Annotated in this window: 22 protein-coding genes and 1 pseudogene; 16 read left to right on the top strand and 7 right to left on the bottom strand. The window is 46.0% G+C overall.

What is annotated here, in order from left to right; all coding sequences use genetic code 11:
* Positions 1-31: 31 nt before the first annotated feature.
* Positions 32-1234: a niacin permease NiaP gene (gene niaP / locus MHB62_RS01735; RefSeq protein WP_032722887.1), complete on the top strand. Its 1203-nt coding sequence runs from the start codon at positions 32-34 to the stop codon at positions 1232-1234.
* A gap of 252 nt (positions 1235-1486) precedes the next feature.
* Here niaP and MHB62_RS01740 read toward each other — a convergent pair whose 3' ends face one another.
* Both MHB62_RS01740 and MHB62_RS01745 read right to left on the bottom strand, forming a co-directional pair.
* The gene (locus MHB62_RS01740; protein ID WP_032722889.1) at positions 1487-2659 is read right to left on the bottom strand and encodes an MFS transporter; all 1173 of its coding nucleotides are present in this window, start codon (positions 2657-2659) and stop codon (positions 1487-1489) included.
* 68 nt (positions 2660-2727) lie between these two features.
* A complete protein-coding gene (locus MHB62_RS01745) occupies positions 2728-3030 on the bottom strand; it encodes a helix-turn-helix transcriptional regulator (RefSeq protein WP_076458377.1) in 303 nt (100 codons plus the stop codon).
* 289 nt (positions 3031-3319) lie between these two features.
* Between MHB62_RS01745 and opuAA the strand changes: the two genes are divergently transcribed.
* The 3 genes from opuAA to opuAC are packed head-to-tail and all read left to right on the top strand — an operon-like array spanning position 3320 to position 6307.
* Positions 3320-4576: a glycine/proline betaine ABC transporter ATP-binding protein OpuAA gene (gene opuAA, locus MHB62_RS01750; RefSeq protein WP_032722890.1), complete on the top strand. Its 1257-nt coding sequence runs from the start codon at positions 3320-3322 to the stop codon at positions 4574-4576.
* A 1-nt stretch (position 4577) separates the two neighbouring features.
* Positions 4578-5426, top strand: coding sequence for a glycine/proline betaine ABC transporter permease subunit OpuAB (opuAB, locus tag MHB62_RS01755; RefSeq protein WP_003234703.1), 849 nt, complete (start codon positions 4578-4580; stop codon positions 5424-5426).
* Positions 5426-6307, top strand: coding sequence for a glycine/proline betaine ABC transporter substrate-binding protein OpuAC (gene opuAC / locus MHB62_RS01760; protein WP_003246462.1), 882 nt, complete (start codon positions 5426-5428; stop codon positions 6305-6307). Before opuAB ends, opuAC begins: the two co-directional genes overlap by 1 nt.
* 38 nt (positions 6308-6345) lie before the next feature.
* On the opposite strand, the gene MHB62_RS01765 is transcribed toward opuAC, so the two are convergent.
* On the bottom strand, positions 6346-7497 hold the full coding sequence (locus MHB62_RS01765; protein ID WP_032722891.1) for a M20 peptidase aminoacylase family protein: 1152 nt from the start codon (positions 7495-7497) through the stop codon (positions 6346-6348).
* A 149-nt stretch (positions 7498-7646) separates the two neighbouring features.
* Between MHB62_RS01765 and MHB62_RS01770 the strand changes: the two genes are divergently transcribed.
* From MHB62_RS01770 to MHB62_RS01790, 5 genes and pseudogenes are all read left to right on the top strand, one after another.
* The gene (locus tag MHB62_RS01770) at positions 7647-9080 is read left to right on the top strand and encodes a YfcC family protein (protein WP_029727054.1); all 1434 of its coding nucleotides are present in this window, start codon (positions 7647-7649) and stop codon (positions 9078-9080) included.
* A 115-nt stretch (positions 9081-9195) separates the two neighbouring features.
* Positions 9196-9797 (top strand): annotated as a pseudogene (locus MHB62_RS01775) (DUF6773 family protein).
* Positions 9798-9945: 148 nt separating this feature from the next.
* Positions 9946-11925 carry an alpha-amylase gene (gene amyE / locus MHB62_RS01780; protein WP_032722893.1) on the top strand — a complete coding sequence of 660 codons (1980 nt, stop codon included), beginning with the start codon at positions 9946-9948 and terminating at the stop codon, positions 11923-11925.
* A gap of 176 nt (positions 11926-12101) precedes the next feature.
* Positions 12102-13067, top strand: a complete 966-nt coding sequence (locus MHB62_RS01785; protein WP_014478761.1) for an L-lactate dehydrogenase — start codon at positions 12102-12104, stop codon at positions 13065-13067.
* A gap of 31 nt (positions 13068-13098) precedes the next feature.
* Positions 13099-14724, top strand: a complete 1626-nt coding sequence (locus MHB62_RS01790) for an L-lactate permease (protein WP_032722894.1) — start codon at positions 13099-13101, stop codon at positions 14722-14724.
* Between the two features lie 43 nt (positions 14725-14767).
* Here the strand turns inward: MHB62_RS01790 and bmr3 are convergent, their stop codons facing one another.
* The gene (gene bmr3, locus MHB62_RS01795) at positions 14768-16306 is read right to left on the bottom strand and encodes a multidrug efflux MFS transporter Bmr3 (RefSeq protein ID WP_003234681.1); all 1539 of its coding nucleotides are present in this window, start codon (positions 16304-16306) and stop codon (positions 14768-14770) included.
* A gap of 112 nt (positions 16307-16418) precedes the next feature.
* Here bmr3 and MHB62_RS01800 point away from each other — a divergent pair, with 112 nt between their 5' ends.
* From MHB62_RS01800 to MHB62_RS01810, 3 genes are all read left to right on the top strand, one after another.
* Positions 16419-16883, top strand: coding sequence for a MarR family transcriptional regulator (locus tag MHB62_RS01800; RefSeq protein ID WP_003246360.1), 465 nt, complete (start codon positions 16419-16421; stop codon positions 16881-16883).
* A gap of 73 nt (positions 16884-16956) precedes the next feature.
* Positions 16957-17586 carry a LysE family translocator gene (locus MHB62_RS01805; RefSeq protein WP_003246469.1) on the top strand — a complete coding sequence of 210 codons (630 nt, stop codon included), beginning with the start codon at positions 16957-16959 and terminating at the stop codon, positions 17584-17586.
* A gap of 69 nt (positions 17587-17655) precedes the next feature.
* The gene (locus MHB62_RS01810) at positions 17656-18417 is read left to right on the top strand and encodes a YqcI/YcgG family protein (RefSeq protein WP_003246374.1); all 762 of its coding nucleotides are present in this window, start codon (positions 17656-17658) and stop codon (positions 18415-18417) included.
* Position 18418: 1 nt separating this feature from the next.
* On the opposite strand, the gene MHB62_RS01815 is transcribed toward MHB62_RS01810, so the two are convergent.
* Positions 18419-19759 carry an amino acid permease gene (locus MHB62_RS01815; RefSeq protein WP_003234675.1) on the bottom strand — a complete coding sequence of 447 codons (1341 nt, stop codon included), beginning with the start codon at positions 19757-19759 and terminating at the stop codon, positions 18419-18421.
* A gap of 129 nt (positions 19760-19888) precedes the next feature.
* On the opposite strand from MHB62_RS01815, the gene MHB62_RS01820 reads away from it, so the two are divergent.
* Complete coding sequence (locus MHB62_RS01820; RefSeq protein WP_003246345.1) at positions 19889-20485, top strand: DUF1989 domain-containing protein; 597 nt, start codon at positions 19889-19891, stop codon at positions 20483-20485.
* A 129-nt stretch (positions 20486-20614) separates the two neighbouring features.
* The gene (gene nadE / locus MHB62_RS01825; protein ID WP_019712417.1) at positions 20615-21433 is read left to right on the top strand and encodes an ammonia-dependent NAD(+) synthetase; all 819 of its coding nucleotides are present in this window, start codon (positions 20615-20617) and stop codon (positions 21431-21433) included.
* A 49-nt stretch (positions 21434-21482) separates the two neighbouring features.
* Here the strand turns inward: nadE and tmrB are convergent, their stop codons facing one another.
* On the bottom strand, positions 21483-22076 hold the full coding sequence (tmrB, locus tag MHB62_RS01830) for a tunicamycin resistance ATP-binding TmrB (protein WP_026009830.1): 594 nt from the start codon (positions 22074-22076) through the stop codon (positions 21483-21485).
* A 277-nt stretch (positions 22077-22353) separates the two neighbouring features.
* Here tmrB and MHB62_RS01835 point away from each other — a divergent pair, with 277 nt between their 5' ends.
* Complete coding sequence (locus MHB62_RS01835) at positions 22354-22914, top strand: shikimate kinase (RefSeq protein WP_019712415.1); 561 nt, start codon at positions 22354-22356, stop codon at positions 22912-22914.
* 27 nt (positions 22915-22941) lie between these two features.
* Here MHB62_RS01835 and MHB62_RS01840 read toward each other — a convergent pair whose 3' ends face one another.
* Positions 22942-23745, bottom strand: a complete 804-nt coding sequence (locus MHB62_RS01840; RefSeq protein WP_258185527.1) for a class I SAM-dependent methyltransferase — start codon at positions 23743-23745, stop codon at positions 22942-22944.
* 75 nt (positions 23746-23820) lie between these two features.
* On the opposite strand from MHB62_RS01840, the gene MHB62_RS01845 reads away from it, so the two are divergent.
* Positions 23821-24795 carry a LysR family transcriptional regulator gene (locus tag MHB62_RS01845; protein ID WP_019712413.1) on the top strand — a complete coding sequence of 325 codons (975 nt, stop codon included), beginning with the start codon at positions 23821-23823 and terminating at the stop codon, positions 24793-24795.
* The last annotated feature ends 44 nt before the right edge of the window (positions 24796-24839 follow it).

Consider the following 24839-nt stretch of genomic DNA (forward strand, 5'->3'; position numbering starts at 1 on the left):
GTAATCATTTTGCATATCAGAGGTGTTGGCAATGGGAAAACAACAGCCTATATCCCAGCGTAAACTGCTGGGCGTCGCCGGTTTGGGGTGGCTGTTTGATGCAATGGATGTCGGAATATTATCGTTTATTATCGCCGCGCTCCATGTAGAGTGGAATCTGTCGCCCGAGGAAATGAAATGGATCGGAAGCGTCAATTCCATCGGCATGGCTGCGGGTGCGTTTTTGTTTGGTTTGCTGGCTGATCGAATCGGCCGCAAACAAGTGTTTATCATCACCCTTTTATGCTTTTCCATCGGAAGCGGCATTTCCGCTTTTGTGACGAGCTTATCGGCATTTCTAATCCTTCGTTTCGTGATTGGTATGGGACTTGGCGGAGAGCTTCCAGTCGCTTCAACACTCGTTTCGGAAGCGGTTGTGCCTGAAAAGCGAGGCAGAGTGATTGTGCTTTTGGAAAGCTTTTGGGCCGTGGGCTGGCTCGCAGCGGCCTTGATTTCTTACTTTGTGATACCAAGCTTTGGCTGGCAGGCTGCCCTGCTGTTAACTGCGCTGACTGCTTTTTATGCGCTGTACCTGCGGACGAGTTTGCCTGATTCGCCGAAATATGAATCGCTTTCTGCCAAAAAGAGGTCGGTGTGGGAGAATGTAAAAAGCGTCTGGGCAAGACAGTATATACGGCCGACCGTGATGCTGTCGATCGTTTGGTTCTGTGTGGTGTTTTCTTATTACGGCATGTTCCTATGGCTCCCGAGTGTTATGCTGCTGAAAGGCTTCAGCATGATTCAAAGCTTTGAATATGTCCTGCTGATGACGCTTGCTCAGCTACCTGGCTATTTCTCTGCCGCATGGCTGATTGAAAAAGCGGGCCGGAAGTGGATACTCGTCATTTACTTGATTGGCACAGCAGGAAGCGCCTATTTCTTCGGAACGGCGGATTCCTTAAGTCTTCTCCTTACGGCTGGAATGCTGTTATCGTTTTTCAATCTCGGTGCGTGGGGCGTGCTGTATGCTTATACCCCGGAGCAATACCCGACTGCGATTCGAGCAACAGGTTCAGGAACGACAGCAGCGTTTGGAAGAATCGGCGGCATCTTCGGGCCTTTGCTCGTCGGAACGCTCGCAGCCCGTCATATTTCGTTTTCGGTCATCTTTTCAATCTTTTGCATTGCAATCTTACTCGCGGTTGCTTGTATTTTGATTATGGGGAAAGAAACGAAACAAACTGAGCTAGAATAGGAAAAGCACCTCTTGAATGAGGTGCTTTCGCGTGTCGACAAACCCTCGCATTCGTTGTTAGGACTGCGCTTCGGTGCTCAATGCGAAGTGGATCAACGGCTAAATTCTCAGGCGTCCTGTCTAAACGCCGTCGTCATCACATCCTGTGAATGTCCGCTCCTATGCTCGTCCTTCCTAGACTTCAAGGGTTTTCAATCACGCTGAAAAGATTTTGTCAACAATCTGAGGCACCTCTTGAATGAGGTGCTATTTTTACATTTGCGCCCGGGCTGCGGATTGGCGTTTCCCGGTTTTACTAATTGTCTGGTAGAGCGTCATAGAAAGTATGAACAGAATGGCAGTAAATCCTGTGACAGCTCCGAAATGCTGTGTGCTTTGATATAAAAAACCTGCAATACTTGTACCGACAGTAGTTCCGGCATACATAGCGGCATTGGAAAGGGAAGCGATGGTTCCTCGCGCATTTGGTGCAATGGATTGAAAGACACCCATCATTAACGGAAAGATGATGCCAGCTGTAAAGAACGTGAGAAAAAAGCTGGCTTCTACTAAAAACAAGTTTGGAAAGAACGGAAGAGCGAAATAGAGAGCGCCCATTAGCAGCATCCCGCTGATCAGTGTTTTAAACATGCCCAGCTTTTCTGAAACCCGGCTGCCGATAAGGCTCCCGAGCATATTTCCCAGTCCGAGTACAAGCATAGCTGCGCCAATTTGTGACACGGTTAAATGATAATCCGTGGAAAGCCAAGTACCCAGAAAGCTGAACGATGCGAAGTTTCCGGTTTGAAACAGAAAATAGGCAAGCAGAATAACCGATGTTTTCGGCAATGAAAAAAGCTCCCGATAGGGGTTGAAAATTGATGGGCGCGCCAATGGTTCAGAAGGCCGGATGCCAGGCATGACCGTCGCCAGGATCAATAGAAGAATAAGCGAGCACGCTGACAAAACGAAAAATGGCGTATGCCATGTAAAGGAAGCGAGAAACCCTCCAATAGGAAGTCCGAGCATTTGTGAAGCGGCCAAACCTGCTGTCGCAATCCCCATGCCTTTTATGATCTGAGAAGGCCGGACAATGACTGGGATGGACGCCCAAATTTGAGGCGTCACAAACGCAGCGCTAACGCCTGCGGCAAAACGGAACAGGCACATGGCGGCAAAAGAGGGAGCGATGCCGCATAAAAACGTGGATACGATAAAGCCTGCAAGTCCCCACAGCATGACTGTTTTCCTGTTCAGCCGGTCTGAGATTGGGCCTGCAATGAAAGCGAAGAGCGCATAACCGAGTGCATAAGCACTGACCATCCAGCCTGACAAATCAGTAGAGACATGAAACTGATTCTGTAAAAGGGGGAGAAGCGGCGAAAGCAAAAAGGTATCCGTGCCAATGACAAACATGACACTGAAGAAAAGCCAAATGCGATTCAAATTTTATCACTCCTATTGTTTTATAACTTTGAAACTATGAAACAGATATGTATAGAGAAAACCCTTTGTTAGAGGGTTTCCAAAAAGCCAGGCAGGTATGTGTGAAATGTGTCTTCACGCAGACTGACGTATTTTGTCCGCGAATCTTTCCGGGTTGCCGTCAATCCCGCTTCACGCAGCGTTTTAAAATGATAAGATGCCGTGGTTTTGACAATATTGCACTTTTCACCTACTTCACCGCAGCTGAGTTCTTTTCCGCTGACATAAAGCGTACGAATAATGGCAAGCCTTGATTCATCAGACAGTGCTTTAAAAATTTGCGCTCTGATTTGATCATCTGATTGTTTCATAGTCATGAAACTATAATACATAATGGGTGTTGAAAAAGCAACTTATTTTTCCAGTAAAGGAGCAGGAAGTCATAAGAGGAAGGAGGAATTCAATTCCAATAAAAGCGTTTTCAACTAAAGAGAGGAGAAAAATCACCCGTAAAATACAATCATATAGGAGGATTACAGAGCATTTAGAAGCATAAATAAGATCATGTGGTCACATGGATGTTTATAAAGAAATGGTACAGAATAAAAGAGAATATGCTGTTTGTGTGGGAAGTTACATAAATGTTACGGTAATAAAGATTGCTTAATATGGAGGGAAAATATGAGTGTAGATGAGAAACCAATTAAGATAAAAGTCGAGAAAGTCTCTAAGATTTTTGGGAAACAAACAAAGAAGGCAGTTCAAATGCTTGCCAACGGAAAGACAAAAAAAGAGATCCTGAAAGCAACCGGATCAACCGTTGGGGTTAATCAGGCAGATTTTGAAGTATATGATGGTGAGATATTTGTCATCATGGGTCTATCAGGGAGCGGTAAATCAACTTTAGTACGGATGTTAAACCGGCTTATTGAACCGACTGCCGGAAATATTTACATTGATGGTGACATGATAACAAATATGTCAAAAGACCAGCTCCGGGAAGTCCGCCGGAAAAAAATCAGCATGGTCTTCCAAAAGTTCGCTCTGTTTCCGCACAGAACGATACTTGAAAACACAGAATACGGACTGGAGCTTCAAGGTGTAGACAAACAAGAGCGGCAGCAAAAAGCGCTTGAGTCTCTTAAGCTCGTTGGACTGGAAGGATTTGAACACCAATATCCCGACCAGCTTTCCGGCGGGATGCAGCAGCGTGTCGGCCTTGCCCGCGCGTTGACAAATGATCCGGACATCCTTCTGATGGACGAAGCGTTCAGTGCGCTCGATCCACTGATTCGTAAAGATATGCAGGATGAACTTCTTGATCTTCACGATAATGTCGGAAAAACAATTATCTTTATTACGCATGACTTGGACGAAGCGTTGCGGATCGGCGACAGAATTGTCCTAATGAAGGACGGCAACATCGTTCAAATCGGCACGCCTGAAGAAATCCTGATGAATCCATCTAACGAATATGTTGAGAAATTCGTCGAAGATGTTGATTTGTCTAAAGTCCTCACAGCAGGCCACATTATGAAACGCGCTGAAACAGTGCGGATTGATAAAGGGCCTCGCGTAGCATTGACACTGATGAAAAACCTTGGAATTTCTTCAATTTATGCAGTGGATAAACAAAAGAAATTGTTAGGTGTTATCTATGCGTCTGATGCGAAAAAAGCGGCTGAGTCTGATTTGTCACTTCAAGACATCTTGAATACAGAATTTACGACTGTACCAGAGAATACGTATCTGACTGAGATTTTTGACGTTGTGTCCGATGCGAATATTCCAATTGCGGTTGTGGATGAGAAGCAAAGAATGAAAGGAATTGTCGTAAGAGGCGCGCTGATTGGCGCACTTGCCGGCAATAACGAGTATATCAATGCTGAAGGCACTGGCGAACAAACACAAGATCCTTCTGCACAGGAGGTGAAATAAGATGGATAGACTGCCTAGAATACCTTTAGCAGATATCATTGACCGTTTTGTTGACTGGATTACGATGACGTTTGGCGGATTCTTCGACGGAATCGCTAACGGTTTGGCTGCTTTTGTAAATGGAATTGTCACCGGTCTTGGATTTATTCCATCTATTTTGTTAACGATTATTTTCGCCGCACTTGCGTGGTGGATCAGTACAAGGGGAATTGCGTTATTTACGTTGATTGGATTCCTCCTGATCGATTATTTAGGATATTGGGACCCAATGCTGCAAACATTGGCGCTTGTGTTGACATCTGTGATTATTTCGATTGTGGTCGGGGTTCCGATCGGAATTTGGGCGTCTCAGAAAGAAACGGTTCGCCGTATTGTAACGCCAATTCTTGATTTAATGCAGACAATGCCTGCTTTCGTATATCTATTGCCGGCGATTTTCTTCTTTAACATCGGTGTTGTGCCGGGTGTTGTTGCGTCTGTTATCTTCGCGATGCCGCCGACAATCCGCATGACTGTTCTCGGTATTAAACAAGTGCCGGCGGATCTGATTGAAGCGACTGAGGCATTCGGTTCTACAACAGCTCAGCGTTTGTTTAAAGTTCAGCTTCCGCTTGCGACAAAAACGATTTTGGCCGGAATTAACCAGAGCATCATGCTTGCGTTATCAATGGTTGTTATCGCCGCAATGGTCGGTGCACCGGGACTTGGTTCTGAAGTATACAGTGCCGTTACACAGCTGAAAACCGGGGTCGGAGTAGAGGCTGGTATCGCCATCGTTATCGTTGCCATTACCCTGGACCGTATTACTCAAAATATTAAAGTGAAGAAGAAAAGCAGGGGGAATGCCTGATGCTTAAAAAAATCATCGGCATCGGCGTTTCCGCCATGCTGGCGCTCTCACTTGCGGCTTGCGGTTCAGAAAACGATGAAAATGCATCCGCAGCAGAACAGGTGAATAAGACCATCATCGGGATTGACCCCGGTTCAGGGATTATGTCCCTGACTGACAAAGCGATGAAGGATTATGACCTGAATGACTGGACATTGATTTCAGCGTCAAGTGCTGCGATGACTGCTACGCTTAAAAAGTCATACGACCGTAAGAAACCGATTATCATTACAGGATGGACACCGCACTGGATGTTCTCCAGATATAAGCTGAAATATCTCGATGATCCGAAACAATCTTATGGCAGCGCAGAGGAAATCCATACGATCACACGCAAAGGCTTCAGCAAAGAGCAGCCGAATGCCGCAAAGCTTCTGAGCCAGTTTAAATGGACGCAAGACGAAATGGGCGAAATCATGATCAAGGTGGAAGAAGGCGAGAAACCAGCCAAAGTTGCTGCTGAGTACGTCAATAAACACAAGGATCAGATTGCCGAATGGACAAAAGGCGTTCAAAAGGTGAAGGGAGACAAAATCAACCTTGCCTATGTGGCGTGGGACAGTGAGATTGCAAGTACAAACGTCATAGGCAAAGTCTTAGAAGACTTGGGCTATGAGGTAACACTTACTCAGGTAGAGGCTGGGCCGATGTGGACTGCAATTGCGACGGGAAGTGCGGATGCATCCCTTTCCGCATGGCTGCCGAATACCCATAAAGCATACGCCGCTAAATATAAAGGCAAATATGACGATATTGGCACCAGTATGACTGGTGTGAAGATGGGGCTTGTTGTTCCTCAATATATGAAAAACGTCAACTCAATTGAAGATTTGAAGAAGTAATGAAGAAAGCAGCCTGTACCCAGGCTGCTTTTTTTGCGTTAAGAAGCGTTAGCGGCAGCAAGTGATTCCGCCTTCTGAAATGTTTTGAGCACGGCATTCGCTAAAATGTGAATGCCGTTGAACATCGCATTTCTGTCAAAGGTCATGTGCGGATGATGGAGCCCCGGCTGGAGCCCGCAGCCTAGTCCGAGCATTGTTGTTTTCAGATTCGGCACCTTCACGGCGTAAAAATGGAAATCCTCTCCGCCGGTGGTGACAAGCGGGTCATCAAGCCGCTCAGCCCCGATGATATCTGTAATGGCTTCTGCCATGATCGCTTCAGCTTCTTTGTTTTGTGTTGCCGCAGGAAGGCTGTGTTCTTTTTGCAGCTCGATTTTTGCGCCGAATGCAGCGGCGGCCGCTTCACAGGCTCTTTCTGTCTCGGCGATTAACGCCTCCATGGCTTCATTGGTCTGTGCGCGCAAATCAAGGCTGAACGATGCTTTTCCTGGAATGATGTTAGAGCTTTCACCGCCGGCTTGAAGTTTTGTCATTTTGACGGTATGCGGGATTTGCGGGTCAATATGAATGAGTCCGAGCTTATGTACAAGAAATGCCGCAATTTCAATGCTGTTTTTCCCGAGGTGCGGGCGGGCGCCATGGGCTTCCTCTCCGGTAATTGTTCCCTCAATGTGCTGGCTTGATCCGTGCAGAATAGACGGAGCGCAGCGGCCGTTCTGTGTTTCCTGGATCGGACGGACGTGAACGCCATACAAATAGTCGATGTCATCAAGCACGCCTTCTTCTATCATTTTCAAGGCGCCGCCGCCTTTTTCTTCTGCCGGCTGAAAGATAAAACGGATTGTGCCCTTCGGAAGCTCAGGTTGTTTTTTTAGCAGCATTAACGTGCCCAATGCCATTGTCATATGTGAATCGTGTCCGCAGGAATGGTTGGCGCGAAATGTGCCGTTAACCTCCTGCCACAGCGCGTCAATATCAGCGCGTACCGCTACAACAGGTGAGCCTGAGCCGATTTCGCCGACAACCCCGGTGCAGTCTGAAAACGTGCGCGTCCGGCACCCTAAATCCTCAAGCTTTTGTTTCAAAAATGAAGTTGTCTCATATTCCTTCCAGCTGACTTCAGGGTTCGCGTGCAGATGCTCGAAGATGTCCATAATGGTTTGTTTCATGTCTTCTGAAAGCTTTTGCATGGTAAGAAATACCTCCTTCTATCAGAATGAATTTTTACCTTCTTTACTTTATTTATATTGAAACAGGAAGATAGGCTGTATATAATATAGCACATATTGCTACTATTCAGAATAATTAATATTTTCAAACAGAGGGGATGGATCGAAATATGAGTATGCCAGCAGCCGAAACACAGCCTAAGAAAAAACGAATGACATTTAAAATGCCTGACGCCTATGTCCTCTTATTTATGATTGCTTTCATTTGCGCAATCGCTTCATATATTGTGCCGGCAGGTGAATTTGACCGCGTGACAAAGGGGGATGTCACGACCGCTGTTCCGGGAAGCTATCATTCAATTGAACAGTCTCCGGTCAGCTTGATCAGCTTTTTTACTTCTCTACAGGATGGAATGGTTGGATCAGCACCCATCATCTTTCTGATTCTATTCACAGGCGGCACCATTGCTATTCTAGAAAAAACGGGTGCCATCAATGGCCTGATTTACAATGTCATCAGCAAATTCCGCACAAAGCAATTATTATTTATTTGTATTGTCGGCGCATTGTTCTCCATTCTCGGAACAACCGGGATTGTCGTGAATTCAGTTATCGGTTTTATCCCCATCGGCCTCATTGTGGCACGATCCTTAAAATGGGACGCAGTCGCGGGAGCCGCTGTTATTTACATCGGCTGCTACGCTGGATTTAACTCCACCATATTATCACCGTCACCGCTCGGTTTATCACAATCAATCGCGGAGCTCCCTCTTTTTTCTGGAATCGGCCTGCGAGTTGTGATATACATATGCTTTTTGCTGTCTTCTATTATTTATATCTATTTGTATACGAGAAAATTAAAAAAATCAAAAGATGCCAGTGTGTTAGGAACAGATTGGTTCCCTGCGGCAGGAATGGCCGAAGCCGGTAAAGAAGAAGATCAGTCAGTGCCGTTTACCGTTCGCCATAAGCTGATTTTGGCTGTGGCGGGACTCTCACTTGTCGGATTTTTATACGGCGCTTTGAAGCTTGGCTGGTCAGATTCCCAAATGGCTGCGACATTTATTTTTATTTCTGTCCTTGCCGGTTTAATAGGCGGGCTTGCGGCGAACGATATTGCCAAAACCTTCATTACGGGCTGCCAAAGTCTTGTATACGGGGCGCTGATTGTCGGGATGGCACGAAGCATTTCGGTTATCCTTGAAAATGGAAAGCTTCTCGATACTGTCGTCAATGCTTTGGCTTCACTTTTGGATGGATTCAGCCCGATTGCTGGTGCAATCGGCATGTATATCGCCAGTGCGCTGCTTCATTTTCTCATCTCTTCAGGGTCTGGCGAAGCCGTTGTATTTATTCCAATCCTGGCGCCGCTCGCTGATTTGATGGGAATCACGAGACAGGTTGCGGTGGAGGCAGTTATGCTTGGAGAAGGGGTCGTCAACTGTGTGAACCCGACATCCGGCGTTCTCATGGCGGTGCTTGCCGCCAGCGGTATTCCGTATGTCAAGTGGCTGCGGTTTATGGTGCCGCTTGCTCTGATTTGGTTCTTGATCGGGCTTGTCTTTATCGTGATCGGCGTCATGATCAATTGGGGGCCGTTTTAACGATTGCTGCCCGCCGGCTTGTACGGCGGGCTTTTGAGTTATTCATTGCAGAAGCGCAGGCTGTTATTGTAACATGTAAGCCATAAGCCATTCGTAAAAGTGCGGGAGGAAGGTCATGAATAATCTGCGTAATAGACTTTCAGGCGTGAATGGGAAAAATAAGAGAGTAAAAGAAAAAGAACAAAAAATCTGGTCGGAGATTGGGATGATAGCGGGAGCATTTGCGCTGCTTGATGTGATCATCCGCGGCATTATGTTTGAATTTCCGTTTAAAGAATGGGCTGCAAGCCTTGTGTTTTTGTTCATCATTATCTTATATTACTGCATCAGGGCTGCGGCATCCGGAATGCTCATGCCGAGAATAGACACCAAAGAAGAACTGCAAAAACGGGTGAAGCAGCAGCGAATAGAATCAATTGCGGTCGCCTTTGCGGTAGTGGTGCTTACGATGTACGACAGGGGGATTCCCCATACATTCTTCGCTTGGCTGAAAATGATTCTTCTTTTTATCGTCTGCGGCGGTGTTCTGTTTCAGCTTCGGTATGTGATTGTGAAGCTGGCTTACAGAAGAGCGGTAAAAGAAGAAATAAAAAAGAAATCATCTTGAAAAATAGATGGTTTCTTTTTTTGTTTGGAAAGCGAGGGAAGCGTTCACAGTTTCGGGCAGCTTTTTTTATAGGAACATTGATTTGTATTCACTCTGCCAAGTTGTTTTGATAGAGTGATTGTGATAATTTAAAATGTAAGCGTTAACAAAATTATCCAGTCTTCACATCAGGTTGAAAGGAGGAAGCGGAAGATTGAAGTAAGAGCGATTTTTGACTCCGAAGTAAGTCTTCAAAAAATCAAATAAGGAGTGTCAAGAATGTTTGCAAAACGATTCAAAACCTCTTTACTGCCGTTATTCGCTGGATTTTTATTGCTGTTTCATTTGGTTCTGGCAGGACCGGCGGCTGCGAGTGCTGAAACGGCGAACAAATCGAATGAGCTTACAGCACCGTCGATCAAAAGCGGAACCATTCTTCATGCATGGAATTGGTCGTTCAATACGTTAAAACATAATATGAAGGATATTCATGATGCAGGATATACAGCCATTCAGACATCTCCGATTAACCAAGTAAAGGAAGGGAACCAAGGAAATAAAAGCATGTCGAACTGGTACTGGCTCTATCAGCCGACATCGTACCAAATTGGCAACCGTTACTTAGGTACTGAACAAGAATTTAAAGAAATGTGTGCAGCCGCTGAAGAATATGGCATAAAGGTCATTGTTGACGCGGTCATCAATCATACCACCAGTGACTATGCCGCGATTTCCAATGAAATTAAGAGTATTCCAAACTGGACACATGGAAACACACAAATTAAAAACTGGTCTGATCGATGGGATGTCACGCAGAATTCATTGCTCGGGCTGTATGACTGGAATACACAAAATACACAAGTACAGTCCTATTTGAAACGGTTCTTAGAAAGAGCGTTGAATGACGGGGCAGACGGTTTTCGCTTTGATGCCGCCAAACATATAGAGCTTCCGGATGATGGGAGTTACGGCAGCCAGTTTTGGCCGAATATCACAAACACATCTGCAGAGTTTCAATACGGAGAAATCCTGCAGGATAGTGCTTCCAGAGATGCTTCATATGCGAATTATATGAATGTGACAGCGTCTAACTATGGGCATTCCATAAGGTCCGCTTTAAAGAATCGCAATCTGGGCGTGTCGAATATCTCCCACTATGCATCTGATGTGTCTGCGGACAAGCTAGTGACATGGGTGGAGTCGCATGATACGTATGCCAATGATGATGAAGAGTCGACATGGATGAGCGATGATGATATCCGTTTAGGCTGGGCGGTGATAGCTTCTCGTTCAGGCAGTACGCCTCTTTTCTTTTCCAGACCTGAGGGAGGCGGAAATGGTGTGAGATTCCCGGGGAAAAGCCAAATAGGCGATCGCGGGAGTGCTTTATTTGAAGATCAGGCTATCACTGCGGTCAATAGATTTCACAATGTGATGGCAGGACAGCCTGAGGAACTCTCGAACCCAAATGGAAACAACCAGATATTTATGAATCAGCGCGGCTCACATGGCGTTGTGCTGGCAAATGCAGGTTCATCCTCTGTTTCTATCAATACGCCAACAAAATTGCCTGATGGCAGGTATGACAATAAAGCTGGGGCAGGTTCATTTCAAGTGAATGATGGTAAACTGACAGGCACGATCAATGCCAGGTCTGTGGCTGTGCTTTATCCTGATGATATTGCAAAAGCGCCTCATGTTTTCCTTGAGAATTACAAAACAGGTGTAACACATTCTTTCAATGATCAACTGACGATTACCTTGCGTGCAAATGCGAATACAACAAAAGCCGTTTATCAAATCAATAATGGACCAGAGACGGCGTTTAAGGATGGAGATCAATTCACAATCGGAAAAGGAGATCCATTTGGCAAAACATACACCATCATGTTAAAAGGAACGAACAGTGATGGTGTAACGAGGACCGAGGAATACAGTTTTGTTAAAAGAGATCCAGCTTCGGCTAAAACCATCGGCTATCAAAATCCGAATCATTGGAGCCAGGTAAATGCTTATATCTATAAACATGATGGGGGCCAGGCAATTGAATTGACCGGATCTTGGCCTGGAAAACCAATGACTAAAAATGCAGATGGAATTTACACGCTGACGCTGCCTGCGGACACGGATACAACCAACGCCAAAGTGATTTTTAATAATGGCAGCGCCCAAGTGCCCGGCCAGAATCAGCCTGGCTTTGATTACGTGCAAAATGGTTTATATAATGACTCGGGCTTAAGCGGTTCTCTTCCTTATTGAAGACAAGGCTAGACTGGACTTACCGAAAGAAACCATCATAGATGGTTTCTTTTTTGTTCATAAATCAGACAAAACTTTTCCCTTGCAAAAGTTTGTGAAGTGTTGCACAATATAAATGTGAAATACTTCACAAACAAAAAGACATCAAAGAGAAACATACCCTGGAAGGATGATTAATGATGAACAAACATGTAAATAAAGTAGCTTTAATCGGAGCGGGTTTTGTTGGAAGCAGTTATGCATTTGCGTTAATTAACCAAGGGATCACAGATGAGCTTGTGGTCATTGATGTAAATAAAGAAAAAGCAATGGGCGATGTGATGGATTTAAACCACGGAAAGGCGTTTGCGCCACAACCGGTCAAAACATCTTACGGAACATATGAAGACTGCAAGGATGCTGATATTGTCTGCATTTGCGCCGGAGCAAACCAAAAACCTGGTGAGACACGCCTTGAATTAGTAGAAAAGAACTTGAAGATTTTCAAAGGCATCGTTAGTGAAGTCATGGCGAGCGGATTTGACGGCATTTTCTTAATCGCGACAAATCCGGTTGATATCCTGACTTACGCAACATGGAAATTCAGCGGCCTGCCAAAAGAGCGGGTGATCGGAAGCGGCACAACACTAGATTCTGCGAGATTCCGTTTCATGCTGAGCGAATACTTTGGCGCAGCGCCTCAAAACGTGCACGCGCATATTATCGGAGAGCACGGCGACACAGAGCTTCCTGTTTGGAGCCACGCGAATGTCGGCGGTGTGCCGGTCAGTGAACTCGTTGAGAAAAACGATGCGTACAAACAAGAGGAGCTGGACCAAATTGTAGATGATGTGAAAAACGCAGCTTACCATATCATTGAGAAAAAAGGCGCGACTTATTATGGGGTTGCGATGAGTCTTGCTCGCATTACAAAAGCCATTCTTCATAATGAAAACAGCATATTAACTGTCAGCACATATTTGGACGGGCAATACGGTGCAGATGACGTGTACATCGGTGTGCCGGCTGTCGTGAACCGCGGAGGGATCGCAGGTATCACTGAGCTGAACTTAAATGAGAAAGAAAAAGAACAGTTCCTTCACAGCGCCGGCGTCCTTAAAAACATTTTAAAACCTCATTTTGCAGAACAAAAAGTCAACTAACCGCAACTTTAGAGTAAAGGGCTGATTGTCAATGTGGGAGCAGTTGTATGATCCGTTTGGAAACGAGTATGTGAGCGCACTTGTGGCGCTCACTCCGATTCTCTTTTTTCTTTTGGCTTTAACTGTTTTGAAAATGAAAGGCATTCTTGCGGCATTTCTTACCCTAGCCGTCAGTTTCTTCGTCTCCGTTTTGGCATTTCATATGCCGGTTGAAAAAGCGATTTCTTCTGTTTTGTTAGGAATCGGGAGCGGGCTGTGGCCTATTGGCTACATCGTCCTGATGGCGGTGTGGCTGTATAAAATTGCAGTGAAAACCGGGAAATTTACCATTATTCGGTCCAGCATTGCCGGCATTTCGCCTGACCAACGATTACAGCTATTATTAATTGGTTTTTGTTTTAACGCGTTTTTAGAAGGCGCGGCCGGTTTTGGTGTTCCGATTGCGATTAGTGCGGCGCTGCTCGTCGAACTTGGTTTTAAACCGTTAAAAGCGGCGGCGCTCTGCTTGATTGCAAACGCCGCCTCCGGAGCCTTTGGGGCGATTGGGATTCCTGTCATCACAGGGGCGCAGATTGGTGATTTGTCTGCTCTTGAGCTATCTCGGACATTAATGTGGACACTGCCGATGATCTCATTTTTAATACCATTCCTGCTTGTATTCTTATTAGACCGAATGAAAGGAATCAGACAGACATGGCCCGCTCTTCTGGTTGTGAGCGGTGGGTATACAGCGGTTCAGACACTGACAATGGCGGTGCTCGGGCCGGAATTAGCAAACATTTTGGCGGCCTTATTCAGCATGGGCGGGCTTGCCCTCTTCCTCCGCAAATGGCAGCCGAAAGAGATTTACCGCGAGGAAGGGGCCGGCGATGCTGGTGAGAAAAAGGCATACCGTGCCGCTGACATTGCGAAAGCGTGGTCTCCTTTCTACATTTTAACTGCGGCGATCACCATTTGGAGCCTTCCTGCCTTCAAAGCGCTTTTCCAAGAAGGCGGGCTGTTATATCAATCAACGCTCCTGTTCAAAATGCCTTTTCTGCATCAGCAAATTATGAAAATGCCGCCGATTGCGCCATCTGCCATGCCGTTAGATGCAGTCTTTAAAGTTGATCTGCTGTCAGCGACTGGAACAGCGATTTTAGCGGCGGTCATCGTGACAGGGCTGTTCAGCAAAAATTTCTCTTATCGGGATGCCTTTGCTTCCTTGAAGGAGACGGGAAAAGAGCTGTGGGTGCCGATTATCACGATCTGCTTCGTGATGGGGTTTGCCAATCTGGCCAACTTCGCAGGGCTCAGCTCTTCAATTGGGTTAGCATTGGCGAAAACAGGAGACCTGTTCCCGTTTGTCAGTCCTGTTCTCGGCTGGATTGGCGTGTTCATCACCGGTTCTGTTGTCAGCAATAATGCTTTGTTCGGCCATTTGCAGGTTGTCACGGGAGCGCAGATCGGTGCGGGTTCAGATTTGCTGTTAGCCGCAAATACGGCGGGCGGTGTCATGGCGAAACTTGTTTCTCCTCAATCTATCGCCATCGCTGCCGCAGCGGTCGGCCAAACAGGCAAGGAATCTAAACTGTTTAAAAGGACAGTGGCGTACAGCCTGATTCTGTTATTGATCATTTGTATATGGACGTTTATTCTTGCAAGATTAGGAGTGTAATAGAAAAAAGCAGTACATGCCCAGCATGTACTGCTTTTTTATGTTAATTTGCTTTCTTTGTCATTTCGGCTGTTGTTTTCACTCTGGCTTTCCCCATAAATAAAATGGTAACCGCCGCGAGGACAATTGGAATCAAAGCGAGCAAAAACACATACGTAATACTTGATGACATCGCGTCAATAATGCGATTCAGGATCGCATCAGGAATCTGGGAACGTGTTCCCGCTTGGAATATCTCCTGCGGGTCGCCAATATTTTGCGCAGCACCTGATCCCGCTGAGCCTTTCATCCCGCTGAAGGCGTCGCTCAGCTTGTTCGTGAATACGTTTGTTTGCACCGTTCCGAAAATGGTGACGCCTAAGGTCATGCCAAATGATCGCAAAAATGAATTTGTAGAGTTTGCCGTTCCCCGAAAGCGAGGTTCAAGATCATTCATCGATGCCGCCGGCAGCAGGGAGAAGTTAAAGCCTACACCAAAGCCTGAAATCATCATAAAGACTGTCAGCCATACCCGTGCTGTGTCAGGCGTCATATTGGAAAGAAGCAGCATGCCGATAAAGAAAGCTATAACAGATATCAGCATCAAATTGCGGAAGCTTGCCTTCGTTTGGAAGATCCCGCCGATCATGCTTCCGATGACTGATCCAATCATCATCGGCGTCAGAATGAAGCCCGCGCTTGTCGCCGAGCTGCCGTAGACCGCCTGAACGAAAATCGGAATAAATACCGCTAAAATAATAAATGTTCCGCCATACAGGAAAGCGAGAATCTGCGCTGTGGCAAACAAGCGGTTCTTAAACATCCAGAAAGAAATAATCGGCTCTTCTGCTTTTCTCTCCACAATAAAAAAGGCAATGAAGAAAACGGCGAATACAATAAACAGCCCGATGATCTGAATGGAATTCCAATCGTATGTTTTGCCGCCAAGCTCAAGGGCGAACATCAGGCATACAATGGATACGACTAAGGTAATCGCGCCGCCCCAGTCTATTTTCTGCTTTCTGTGCTCCAGAGATTCTTTGTAGTAGCGAATAATGAAAAACAATGACAATGCGCCGATCGGCACATTGATGTAAAACACCCAGTGCCAGCTGATCGAATCTGTAATGATCGCGCCTAAGAGCGGACCAAGAACACTGGATAATCCAAATACAGCACCGAACATGCCGGACATTTTTCCGCGTTTTTCCGGCGGAAACAAATCGAAGATAATGGTAAAGGCAATCGGCAGGAGCGCGCCGCCTCCGATCCCTTGAATGGCCCGGAAGATGATCAGCTGATTCATCGTCTGGGCAATCCCGCATAAAGCAGAACCGATTAAGAAAAAAATAAGTCCAAACAGGAAAAAACGTTTTCGGCCGTACATATCGGAAAGCTTGCCGTAAATCGGCATGCCAGCCATAACCGCCACCATATAGGATGCCGTCACCCAGGCAAATTTATCGAAGCTTCCAAGATCGGCTACGATATTGCCCATCGCGGTGGCAACAATCGTATTGTCCATTGCAGACATCAAGATGCCCAGCAGGAGACCGAGGACCACAAATTTGGTGGAAGCCTGTTTTGCTGTTGTTGTGTCCATTTGTTCTACCTCCTCTTACTTTTCTATGTAAGTTCTGATATCATGATAATAGTTTGATTGTTGAATATCTCGATTATCAAGATAAACTCGATTTTATAGGGAGGACTGTCAGTTGTCAACAAGAAATTCTAGAAGTGAGTTGGAAAAGACTGCTGTTCAGCTTTTTCGAAAACTGGGCACAAGAACGGTTCTGTTTCATCAGGCAGCCGCTCAAGCTCTCGGTCTGTTTCCCACCGATTTGAAATCAGCTGACATTTTAAATGAAGCAGGGCCGATGACGGCCGGAGAGTTGGGGAAAAAAACCGGCCTCAGCACGGGTTCCGTCACGGCGCTTGTTGACCGGCTGGAAAAAGCGGGGTATGTGGCTCGTGAAAAGGACCCGAACGATCGCAGGAGAGTCGTAATCGTCCCTTTGACTGCTTCGAAAAAACATATAAAGGATTTGTTCCGTCCTCTGTCTGAGTCGACGATGGATTTGTGCCGCGAATATACGGAAGAGGAGCTGGAACTCATTTTCAGTTTTGTAGGCAAAGCCGCCGATATTATGGAGGAAGAGCTTGAACGTCTGAAACAGTAAGTGAATTTGTGCATAGCTTGGCCCGTTCCCGAATAAATTGTACAAGTTACATAAGAGAAGGGAGTACGGGCCGGTGAACATTTTTTTGAGCTATATTGTGCTGGGACTGTCCTTGTCTGCGCCTGTGGGGCCAGTGAATGCGGCGCAAATAGACAAAGGAATTAAAAACGGTTTTTGGCATGCATGGATTTTCGGTTTAGGCGCCATGACAGCGGATGGGCTGTACATGCTTTTTATCTATTTCGGGCTGTCACAGTTTTTGACCGCTCCATTTGTGAAAACGTTTTTGTGGCTCTTCGGCTTTTTTGTCCTGACCTATACCGGAATTGAAACGCTTAAAAACGTCAGAGAACCGATGGATGTGCGAAGCTCGCGGGGGAAACCGTCATACAGGAAAACATTCGCATCGGGTTTTCTCATTTCATTGTCAAACCCATTGAGCATCCTTTTTTGGCTTGGAATTTACGGAAGCATTCTTGCGAAAACAGCAGAGGCCTACAATATGAATCAGCTTCTAATCTATAGCTCCGGCATCATGATCGGCATTTTAATCTGGGATTTCTGCATGGCTATCACAGCCAGTACGTTCAGAAACCTGCTTCATGAAAAGCTATTGAGAGGATTGACCGGAATCGCCGGTGTATCCCTCCTTGTGTTTGGCTTTTACTTTGGTTATCAGGGCATCAAACAGTTATTGGGCTGATTCATGAAGGACAGTCACCTGCCGCTTCCAGTTTTAATATAGTATCCAGATGATACTGGAGGTGGATCAATGGTGAATGGGATTTACACCAAAAGTTTTCTGGAACGTATTCAGGAAGAGCTTCCTGAATGGCAAAGAATCGCTTTTGAGCTGCTGGCAGAAACTCTGGGGGACGACGCGGATACGTTTCCGTGCATTCCCGGACGCCAGGCGTTTCTGACTGATCAACTTCGGATTGCTTTTGCCGGAGATCCGCGGGAAAACCGTACAGCGGAGGAACTGGCTCCGTTGCTTGCGGAGTACGGCAAGATATCGCGGGACACGGGAAAATATGCATCCCTCGTTGTGTTGTTTGATACACCGGAAGATTTGGCGGAGCATTATTCGATTGAAGCGTATGAAGAGCTGTTTTGGCGCTTTTTAAATAGACTGAGTCATCAAGACGAAAAAGAATGGCCGGAAGACATTCCGGCCGATCCCGAGCATTATAAATGGGAGTTTTGTTTTGACGGCGAGCCGTATTTCATTCTGTGCGCTACACCGGGGCACGAGGCAAGAAGAAGCCGGAGCTTTCCTTTTTTTATGGTCACGTTTCAGCCAAGGTGGGTGTTTGATGACCTAAATGGATCAACTGCATTTGGCCGTAACATGAGCAGGCTGATCCGATCTCGTTTAGAGGCCTATGATCAGGCTCCGATTCACCCGCAATTAGGCTGGTACGGAGGAAAGGATAATCGTGAATGGAAGCAGTATTTCCTCCGTGATGACGAAAAACAGGTATCGAAGTGCCCGTTTTCTTATTTAAAGAACATGTTCAACAAAATGAAATAAATCAAGGACTGGCAGGGCGATCTTTATGACCCTGCTTTTTTTGATAGATCATGGTCACGATGGCGATGATCACGAGAAAACCTATGCTGACGAAAAAACCGGGCCGGCTTGATTTTTCAAACAATGTACCGGACACAGCCGCAGCAATCAGAACCATCGCTAAATAAATTTGCGTTTTTCCCATGCCCTCGGGATCAGTCAGCTTTTTGCTGGAGAACAGGATAAACAGCCAAGTGTATAAAAGCATAAGCCCCGCAGCTGTTGTCATATGCTCATAAATGTTTTTAGGCAGCACTAACGACAGAATAATGGAGAGAACAAGCCCCGCAAACGTCAGCCCAAGTGCCGGCCAGCATATTTTTTTGCCTTCCTTTAGAGTAAAGCATTTCGGCGCGTCGCCGTCATCAGCCATTGTACAAAGCAATGTCGTAACGGCAAAAAGCGAAGCGACAAGGGTCGAGAACCCGGCGATGATGAAAATCCCGTTAAATATATCAAGGATGATCTCAAGGTTATATCCTTTTAATGATGTAATGAACGGACTGTCCTGTTCAGTAAACGCGTGTAACGGAACCAAAAGCAGAGCCAGCCCGATTGAAATAATATAAATAATCGCCAGCGTTGCCAGCATCAGTTTCCCTGATTTAGACGCTTCCTCAGGTTTTTTTAAGTGAACCGCCATCAGCCCCATGACCTCAATTCCGCCAAAAGCGTAAAACGCGTAGATTAAACCTGTCCACAGCCCCATGGCGCCGTATGGGAAAAACTCAATCGTCTTATTTGGAACATGTATGCCATGATTTCCGCCGGACAGGATACCGCATAAAGCCAGGATGGCAATGACAATAAACATAAAAATAGCAGCTGTTTTAATCACTGCCAGCACGTTTTCTGTTTTTTCAAAGACGGACAGGCCGGTGAAAATAATAAGGAGCCCAAGTACTGCGTAGATTGAGGCAAACACCCATAGCGGCACTTGAGGAAACCAATGCTTCGTAAAGAGCGAAATGGCTGTCAGCTGGCTTCCGGTAATCAGCATTTCTGATGTCCAGTACACCCAGCCGTTGCTGAAGCCTGCCCATTTGCCGAATGCTTTTCGGGCATACGCACAAAACGAGCCCTTTTCCGGCTGCTTCGCCGATAGCTTGGCGAGCTGTTCAAAGACAAAATACGTACCGATCCCTGCGATCAGAAATGAAAGGAGAACGGAAAAACCGCTTTTTACAATTGCGATGCTGGAACCGAGAAAGAAGCCTGTTCCAATCGTGCAGCCGACTCCGATCAGTGACAGCTGCCACCAAGCCAGATTCCCTTTTGGCTGGTCTTTTTTTGTTTGGCTCATTATTTATTCAACCCCTTTTATCTAAGGTTAGATTGTGATCTGTCCAAAGCTTATATACATCGGATTTTTGCCTCTTTTTACATGGAGAAGGAAGCAGACGCTCATACTAATGAAAAAAGGAGCAAACCAATGACACAGCAATATATTGTGGAGCCGAAAAAAGGGCTTGGGCTGAAGCTGAAAAAGGGGCAGATTTTAAAGGTGGTTGATGTAGAAGGGCAGCAGGTGGCTGATTTTGTCGCATACCATGCCAAGGATTTTTATGAACACCTTGATCAGGGAGCGACGATAGACGCCAATCACTCCATTCATGTGAAGGTCAACGACCATCTCTACTCCAACCTGTATAAGCCGATGTTAACCCTGATTGAAGATACGGTCGGCAAGCATGATCTGCTGTTGCCCGCCTGCCGTCCTGATATGAACAGGCTCTTATATGGGAAGCAAAAGGATGAGTTTCAGGATACGTGCTATGACAATATGAACCGTGCGCTTGAGCAGTTTGGCGTACCGAAGCCCCACATGCATTACCCATTTGCGATTTTTATGAATACTGTCCTTGATGAGAAAGGGAATCTGTCTGTGGAAACGCCGCTTTCGAATGCCGGAGATTATGTAAGGCTCAGGGCGGAGATGGATTTAATTGTCGCGTTTTCTTCCTGCCCGATTGAAAAAGGGAAATGCAATGGCGACAGTGTGACATCCATACGGGTTGAAGTCAGCTGATCTCTCTTGTTCACTGTGAATGAAGACCTGTGCTATATTTAATAGGGATACATAACAGTCATGATTCATTTTCATTGATTTGGGGAAATGATCAGTAACAAGGGAAAATGTACAGGAGGAATGATTGGGATGAGCATGCAGGAAAAGATTATGCGTGAGTTACATGTGAAGCCCTCAATTGATCCAAAGCAAGAAATTGAGGACCGAGTCAATTTTTTAAAACAATATGTAAAGAAAACCGGTGCTAAAGGCTTTGTATTGGGAATCAGCGGCGGCCAGGATTCAACACTTGCGGGAAGACTCGCTCAGCTTGCGGTGGAGAGCATTCGCGAGGAGGGCGGAGACGCTCAATTTATCGCTGTCCGTCTTCCGCATGGCACACAGCAGGATGAAGACGATGCCCAGCTTGCTTTGAAGTTTATTAAGCCGGATAAATCATGGAAGTTTGATATTAAATCGACAGTCAGCGCTTTTTCTGAACAGTATCAGCAGGAAACAGGCGATCAGCTGACGGACTTTAATAAAGGAAACGTAAAAGCAAGAACAAGAATGATCGCGCAATACGCGATCGGCGGCCAGGAAGGCCTGCTTGTGTTAGGAACAGACCATGCTGCTGAAGCAGTGACTGGTTTCTTTACGAAGTACGGTGACGGCGGAGCAGACCTCCTGCCGCTGACAGGCTTGACGAAGCGCCAGGGAAGAACCCTGCTGAAAGAGCTGGGTGCACCGGAACGCTTATACTTAAAAGAGCCGACTGCCGATCTGCTGGACGAAAAACCGCAGCAGTCGGATGAAACAGAGCTTGGCATTTCCTACGACGAGATTGACGATTATCTCGAAGGAAAAGAAGTATCAGCGAAAGTATCAGAAGCGCTGGAAAAACGCTACAGCATGACTGAACATAAACGCCAGGTTCCGGCGTCTATGTTTGATGACTGGTGGAAATAAGTTGAAGAAAGCCCGCTCTCGGAGCGGGCTTTTGTCGTGTACAGGAGCTTTATTTGATGCGGATATGATTCAGCTTGACCATTAATCTGTCGGTGAACCTTCGGAGGCTGCCTCTCGTATCAGGATCTAATGGGAGTTCGGCTCTCGCGGCAATGTTCTCTGCCACATCCTGAATCGACAGGTTGTCTGTTTGAATGTGGTCCTCAAAAATGGGTGATGATAATCCTTCAACACAGCGGTTGATTTGTTTGGCGGCCCATGAGTTTTTTCCTTCTGCTCTGGTGCGCAGCCTTTTTAACAAGGTTTCCTTTGAAGCCATTAGTGTAAAGTGGTGAACGATCCTGCCTTCCTGTCTGAGCCTGCCGATGATCTCATTGAAGTATTCAGGGTGTACAATCGTCATAGGCACAATAATGATGCCGCGGTATGTATCTGTCAGAGAAGCTAGCAAACTGTAATTGAACGCCCGCCATAAAGGATAGCTTTGAAAATCGTCCTTTGCGATCTCCTGCGGCACCATGGAGCGCAGCGCAAAACCCATTTTCTCGGGATCATACACGTAAGATGGGTTCAGCCTTCTGTGCAGTTCGAAGGCTGTTTGTGTTTTTCCCGAACCGAATGCCCCGTTTATCCAAATGATCATCGCCATTTCTCCCTTCCTATTTATCATACAGAAAAAGACCCTTCCATCGAAGAGTCAGCTGGAAAAACAATAAAGGCAGAAGGTTTTAATGCTTTTTTGCGTCGAAGTATTAAAATACCTGCAGAAATGTTGTACAATGAATGTCATTCAGGCAAAAATGGCTAAACAACAAAGCGCACTATAAGCTTGACCGGTAAAGCCGGTATCTATATAAATATTCGCTAAATAATCATATAATGAATATAAAATTTCATTCCTTAGGAGGATTTCGCCGAAGATGAACGCTAAACGAGCCATCCCAGTAAGAGAAAGAAATATCGTCCTGATCGGATTCATGGGTGTAGGAAAAACAACAATCGGCCAATTGGTCGCTAAAAAATTATATAGAGATTTTATTGATATTGACCAAGAGATCGAAAAGGATTTCAATATGACAATTCCTGAGATATTTGAGAAAAAGGGAGAAGACTTTTTCCGGAAAACGGAGAAGGAATATATTTTAGACATCTGCCATCATAAACGATTCAAAATCGTATCTCTGGGCGGGGGATCTTTTAAACAAGAAGAAATCAGGAATTGCTGTCTGGAAAACTGTCTCGTGCTTCATCTGGACCTGTCATGGGAGAACTGGAAGCAGCGCGCGGATTTATTGATCGAAAGCCGCCCTGTACTGCATAACCGTTCAATGGATGAAATGGAACAGCTGTTTAACGAAAGAAAAGTCATTTATGACAAGCACAATTCAAAAGTGGCAACAGACAACCTTTCCCCGGAAGAGGTTGCCGATTACATTGTTGAGACATTAAAAATTGGCTGGGATCTTTATCAGCCGATGTAAAAAGCCGTGCGCAGCGCACGGCTTTTTTTATCGTTTTATCCCTTGTATCAAAATCGCTTTTAAACAAAAGGAGATGGGCTGTCCGTTTTGGTTCAATGTAATACAGAACGTGTCGCGTGCTTCGTCTGATGCGTGGTTCAAGTGGGCAATGATTTGTTTTTCTCGGTCAGCGGGGGTTCCGCCTCGTTTGATCCAGCTATCGTATTGAATCGGCAAGTTCCACTTTTGGATGTCTTGATAGGCCAGTTGATTGGCGCTGAACATCGACTGCCATTCTGATAATGAGCTTTCTCGAACATGGGAAGGGTCTCGAAGCCGGTTCAAATGATTGACAAACTCATCAAGAATGGGATCTTCAGGCGCGTAATGATCAACTAAGAGAAAACGTCCGTCCTGTTTTAGTACGCGTGCAACCTCGCTGACAGCTTTGCGGACATCTGAAAAATGGTGGGCTGCGTATCGGCAGGTGATGATGTCAAATGAATCGTCGGGGAAGGGGAGTGACTCTGCCGTTCCTTGCTGAAAGCGTACGTTTTCAACTCCTTTTTCTTGCGCGAAGGAGGACGCAACCTCAACCATCTCTTTCGTCGCATCAACACCGATGCACTCCTGTACATAAGGAGAAAATGCCAGGGCCGTATGGCCGGCGCCCGCTCCGATATCCAGCACCCGATGCTCTGCCCGGCATTCCGCTGTTTTGATCATCAACCCCAAATCTTCCCCCTCGGCAAATACCTTTTCATCCCGATACATCTCGGCGTTTTTAGAAAACGGTGTTTCATTTGTCATTTGAACCAGCTCCTTCTTTTCGTAAATGATGATATGGATTATGTTAGCAATTTTTGTTATGATTCGTCCAAGATATAAAAATGATGAAAATGATAGGTTCAACCTATGGAGGCTGAAATGGATATTAAAGTGATGGAATATGCAGCGGAAATTGCCCGGCGCCAAAGCTTTACAAAGGCGGCGGAACATCTTCATATCGCACAGCCGTCTCTCAGCCAGCAAATCAAAAAGCTTGAGGCTGAGCTGGGGCTTACCCTTTTTCACAGATCCCATGGCTCTGTTACACTGACACCTCACGGCAGGCGTTTCATTGAAAAAGCCGAGGACATCATTCGTTCCAGAGATGATTTGCTTCGGGAAATGCAGGAGCGATCACAGGGAATCGGTCATAAATTATCCATCGGGATTCCTGCTGTAACAGGGAGATATCTCTTTCCCCCGCTGCTGAAGCAGTTTTTGGCGCGCTATCCTCATGTGGAGGTTCAGCTTGTTGAAAAAGATCCGGTTTCATTAGAGGAGATGACGGCAAAGGGAGAAGTTGACCTTTCTGTTTTATCCTTGCCCATCGAGGATGAACGGCTCTCCATTACACCCTTGCTCACGGAACCGGTTGTTCTCGCGATGCCGAAGGAAAAACAAAGGTGGATGCCGCCGGAAATGGTCGCGCTGATTGAGAAAGCGCTGGAAGGTAAGGAGGGACACCAGCCGTGTGTGCCGATTGACATGGTAAGGAACGTGCCCTTTATTCTGTTAAAAGAAGGCTTCGGCTTTCGCAGGACAGTTCTCGATCTCTGCGCGGAAAGCGGCTTTAAGCCGAATGCTGCCTTTAAGACGAGCCATATTGAAACCGCCCAATCTCTTGTGGCTAATGGATTAGGTGTGACTATGGCACCGAATATGGTCAGAAGGGATAAAGATCCAGGTGTGATCTATTTATCGATTCAATCCGCGCCATCACGAACCCTCGTCTTTGTCTTTTTAAAGAACCGCTATGTCAGTCTGACGGCCCAGGCCTTTATGGAACTAAGCCGGGAAAGTCTTAAACAAACGTTTGATGAAGGCTGTCTGGGAAACAAAGATGAAAATATTTAGAAAACAAAGACGAAACGTGGTAGTATAGGAATACAAACTAAATC

The sequence above is a fragment of the Bacillus sp. FSL K6-0255 genome (assembly GCF_045040725.1).
GTDB classification, from domain to species: domain Bacteria; phylum Bacillota; class Bacilli; order Bacillales; family Bacillaceae; genus Bacillus; species Bacillus subtilis.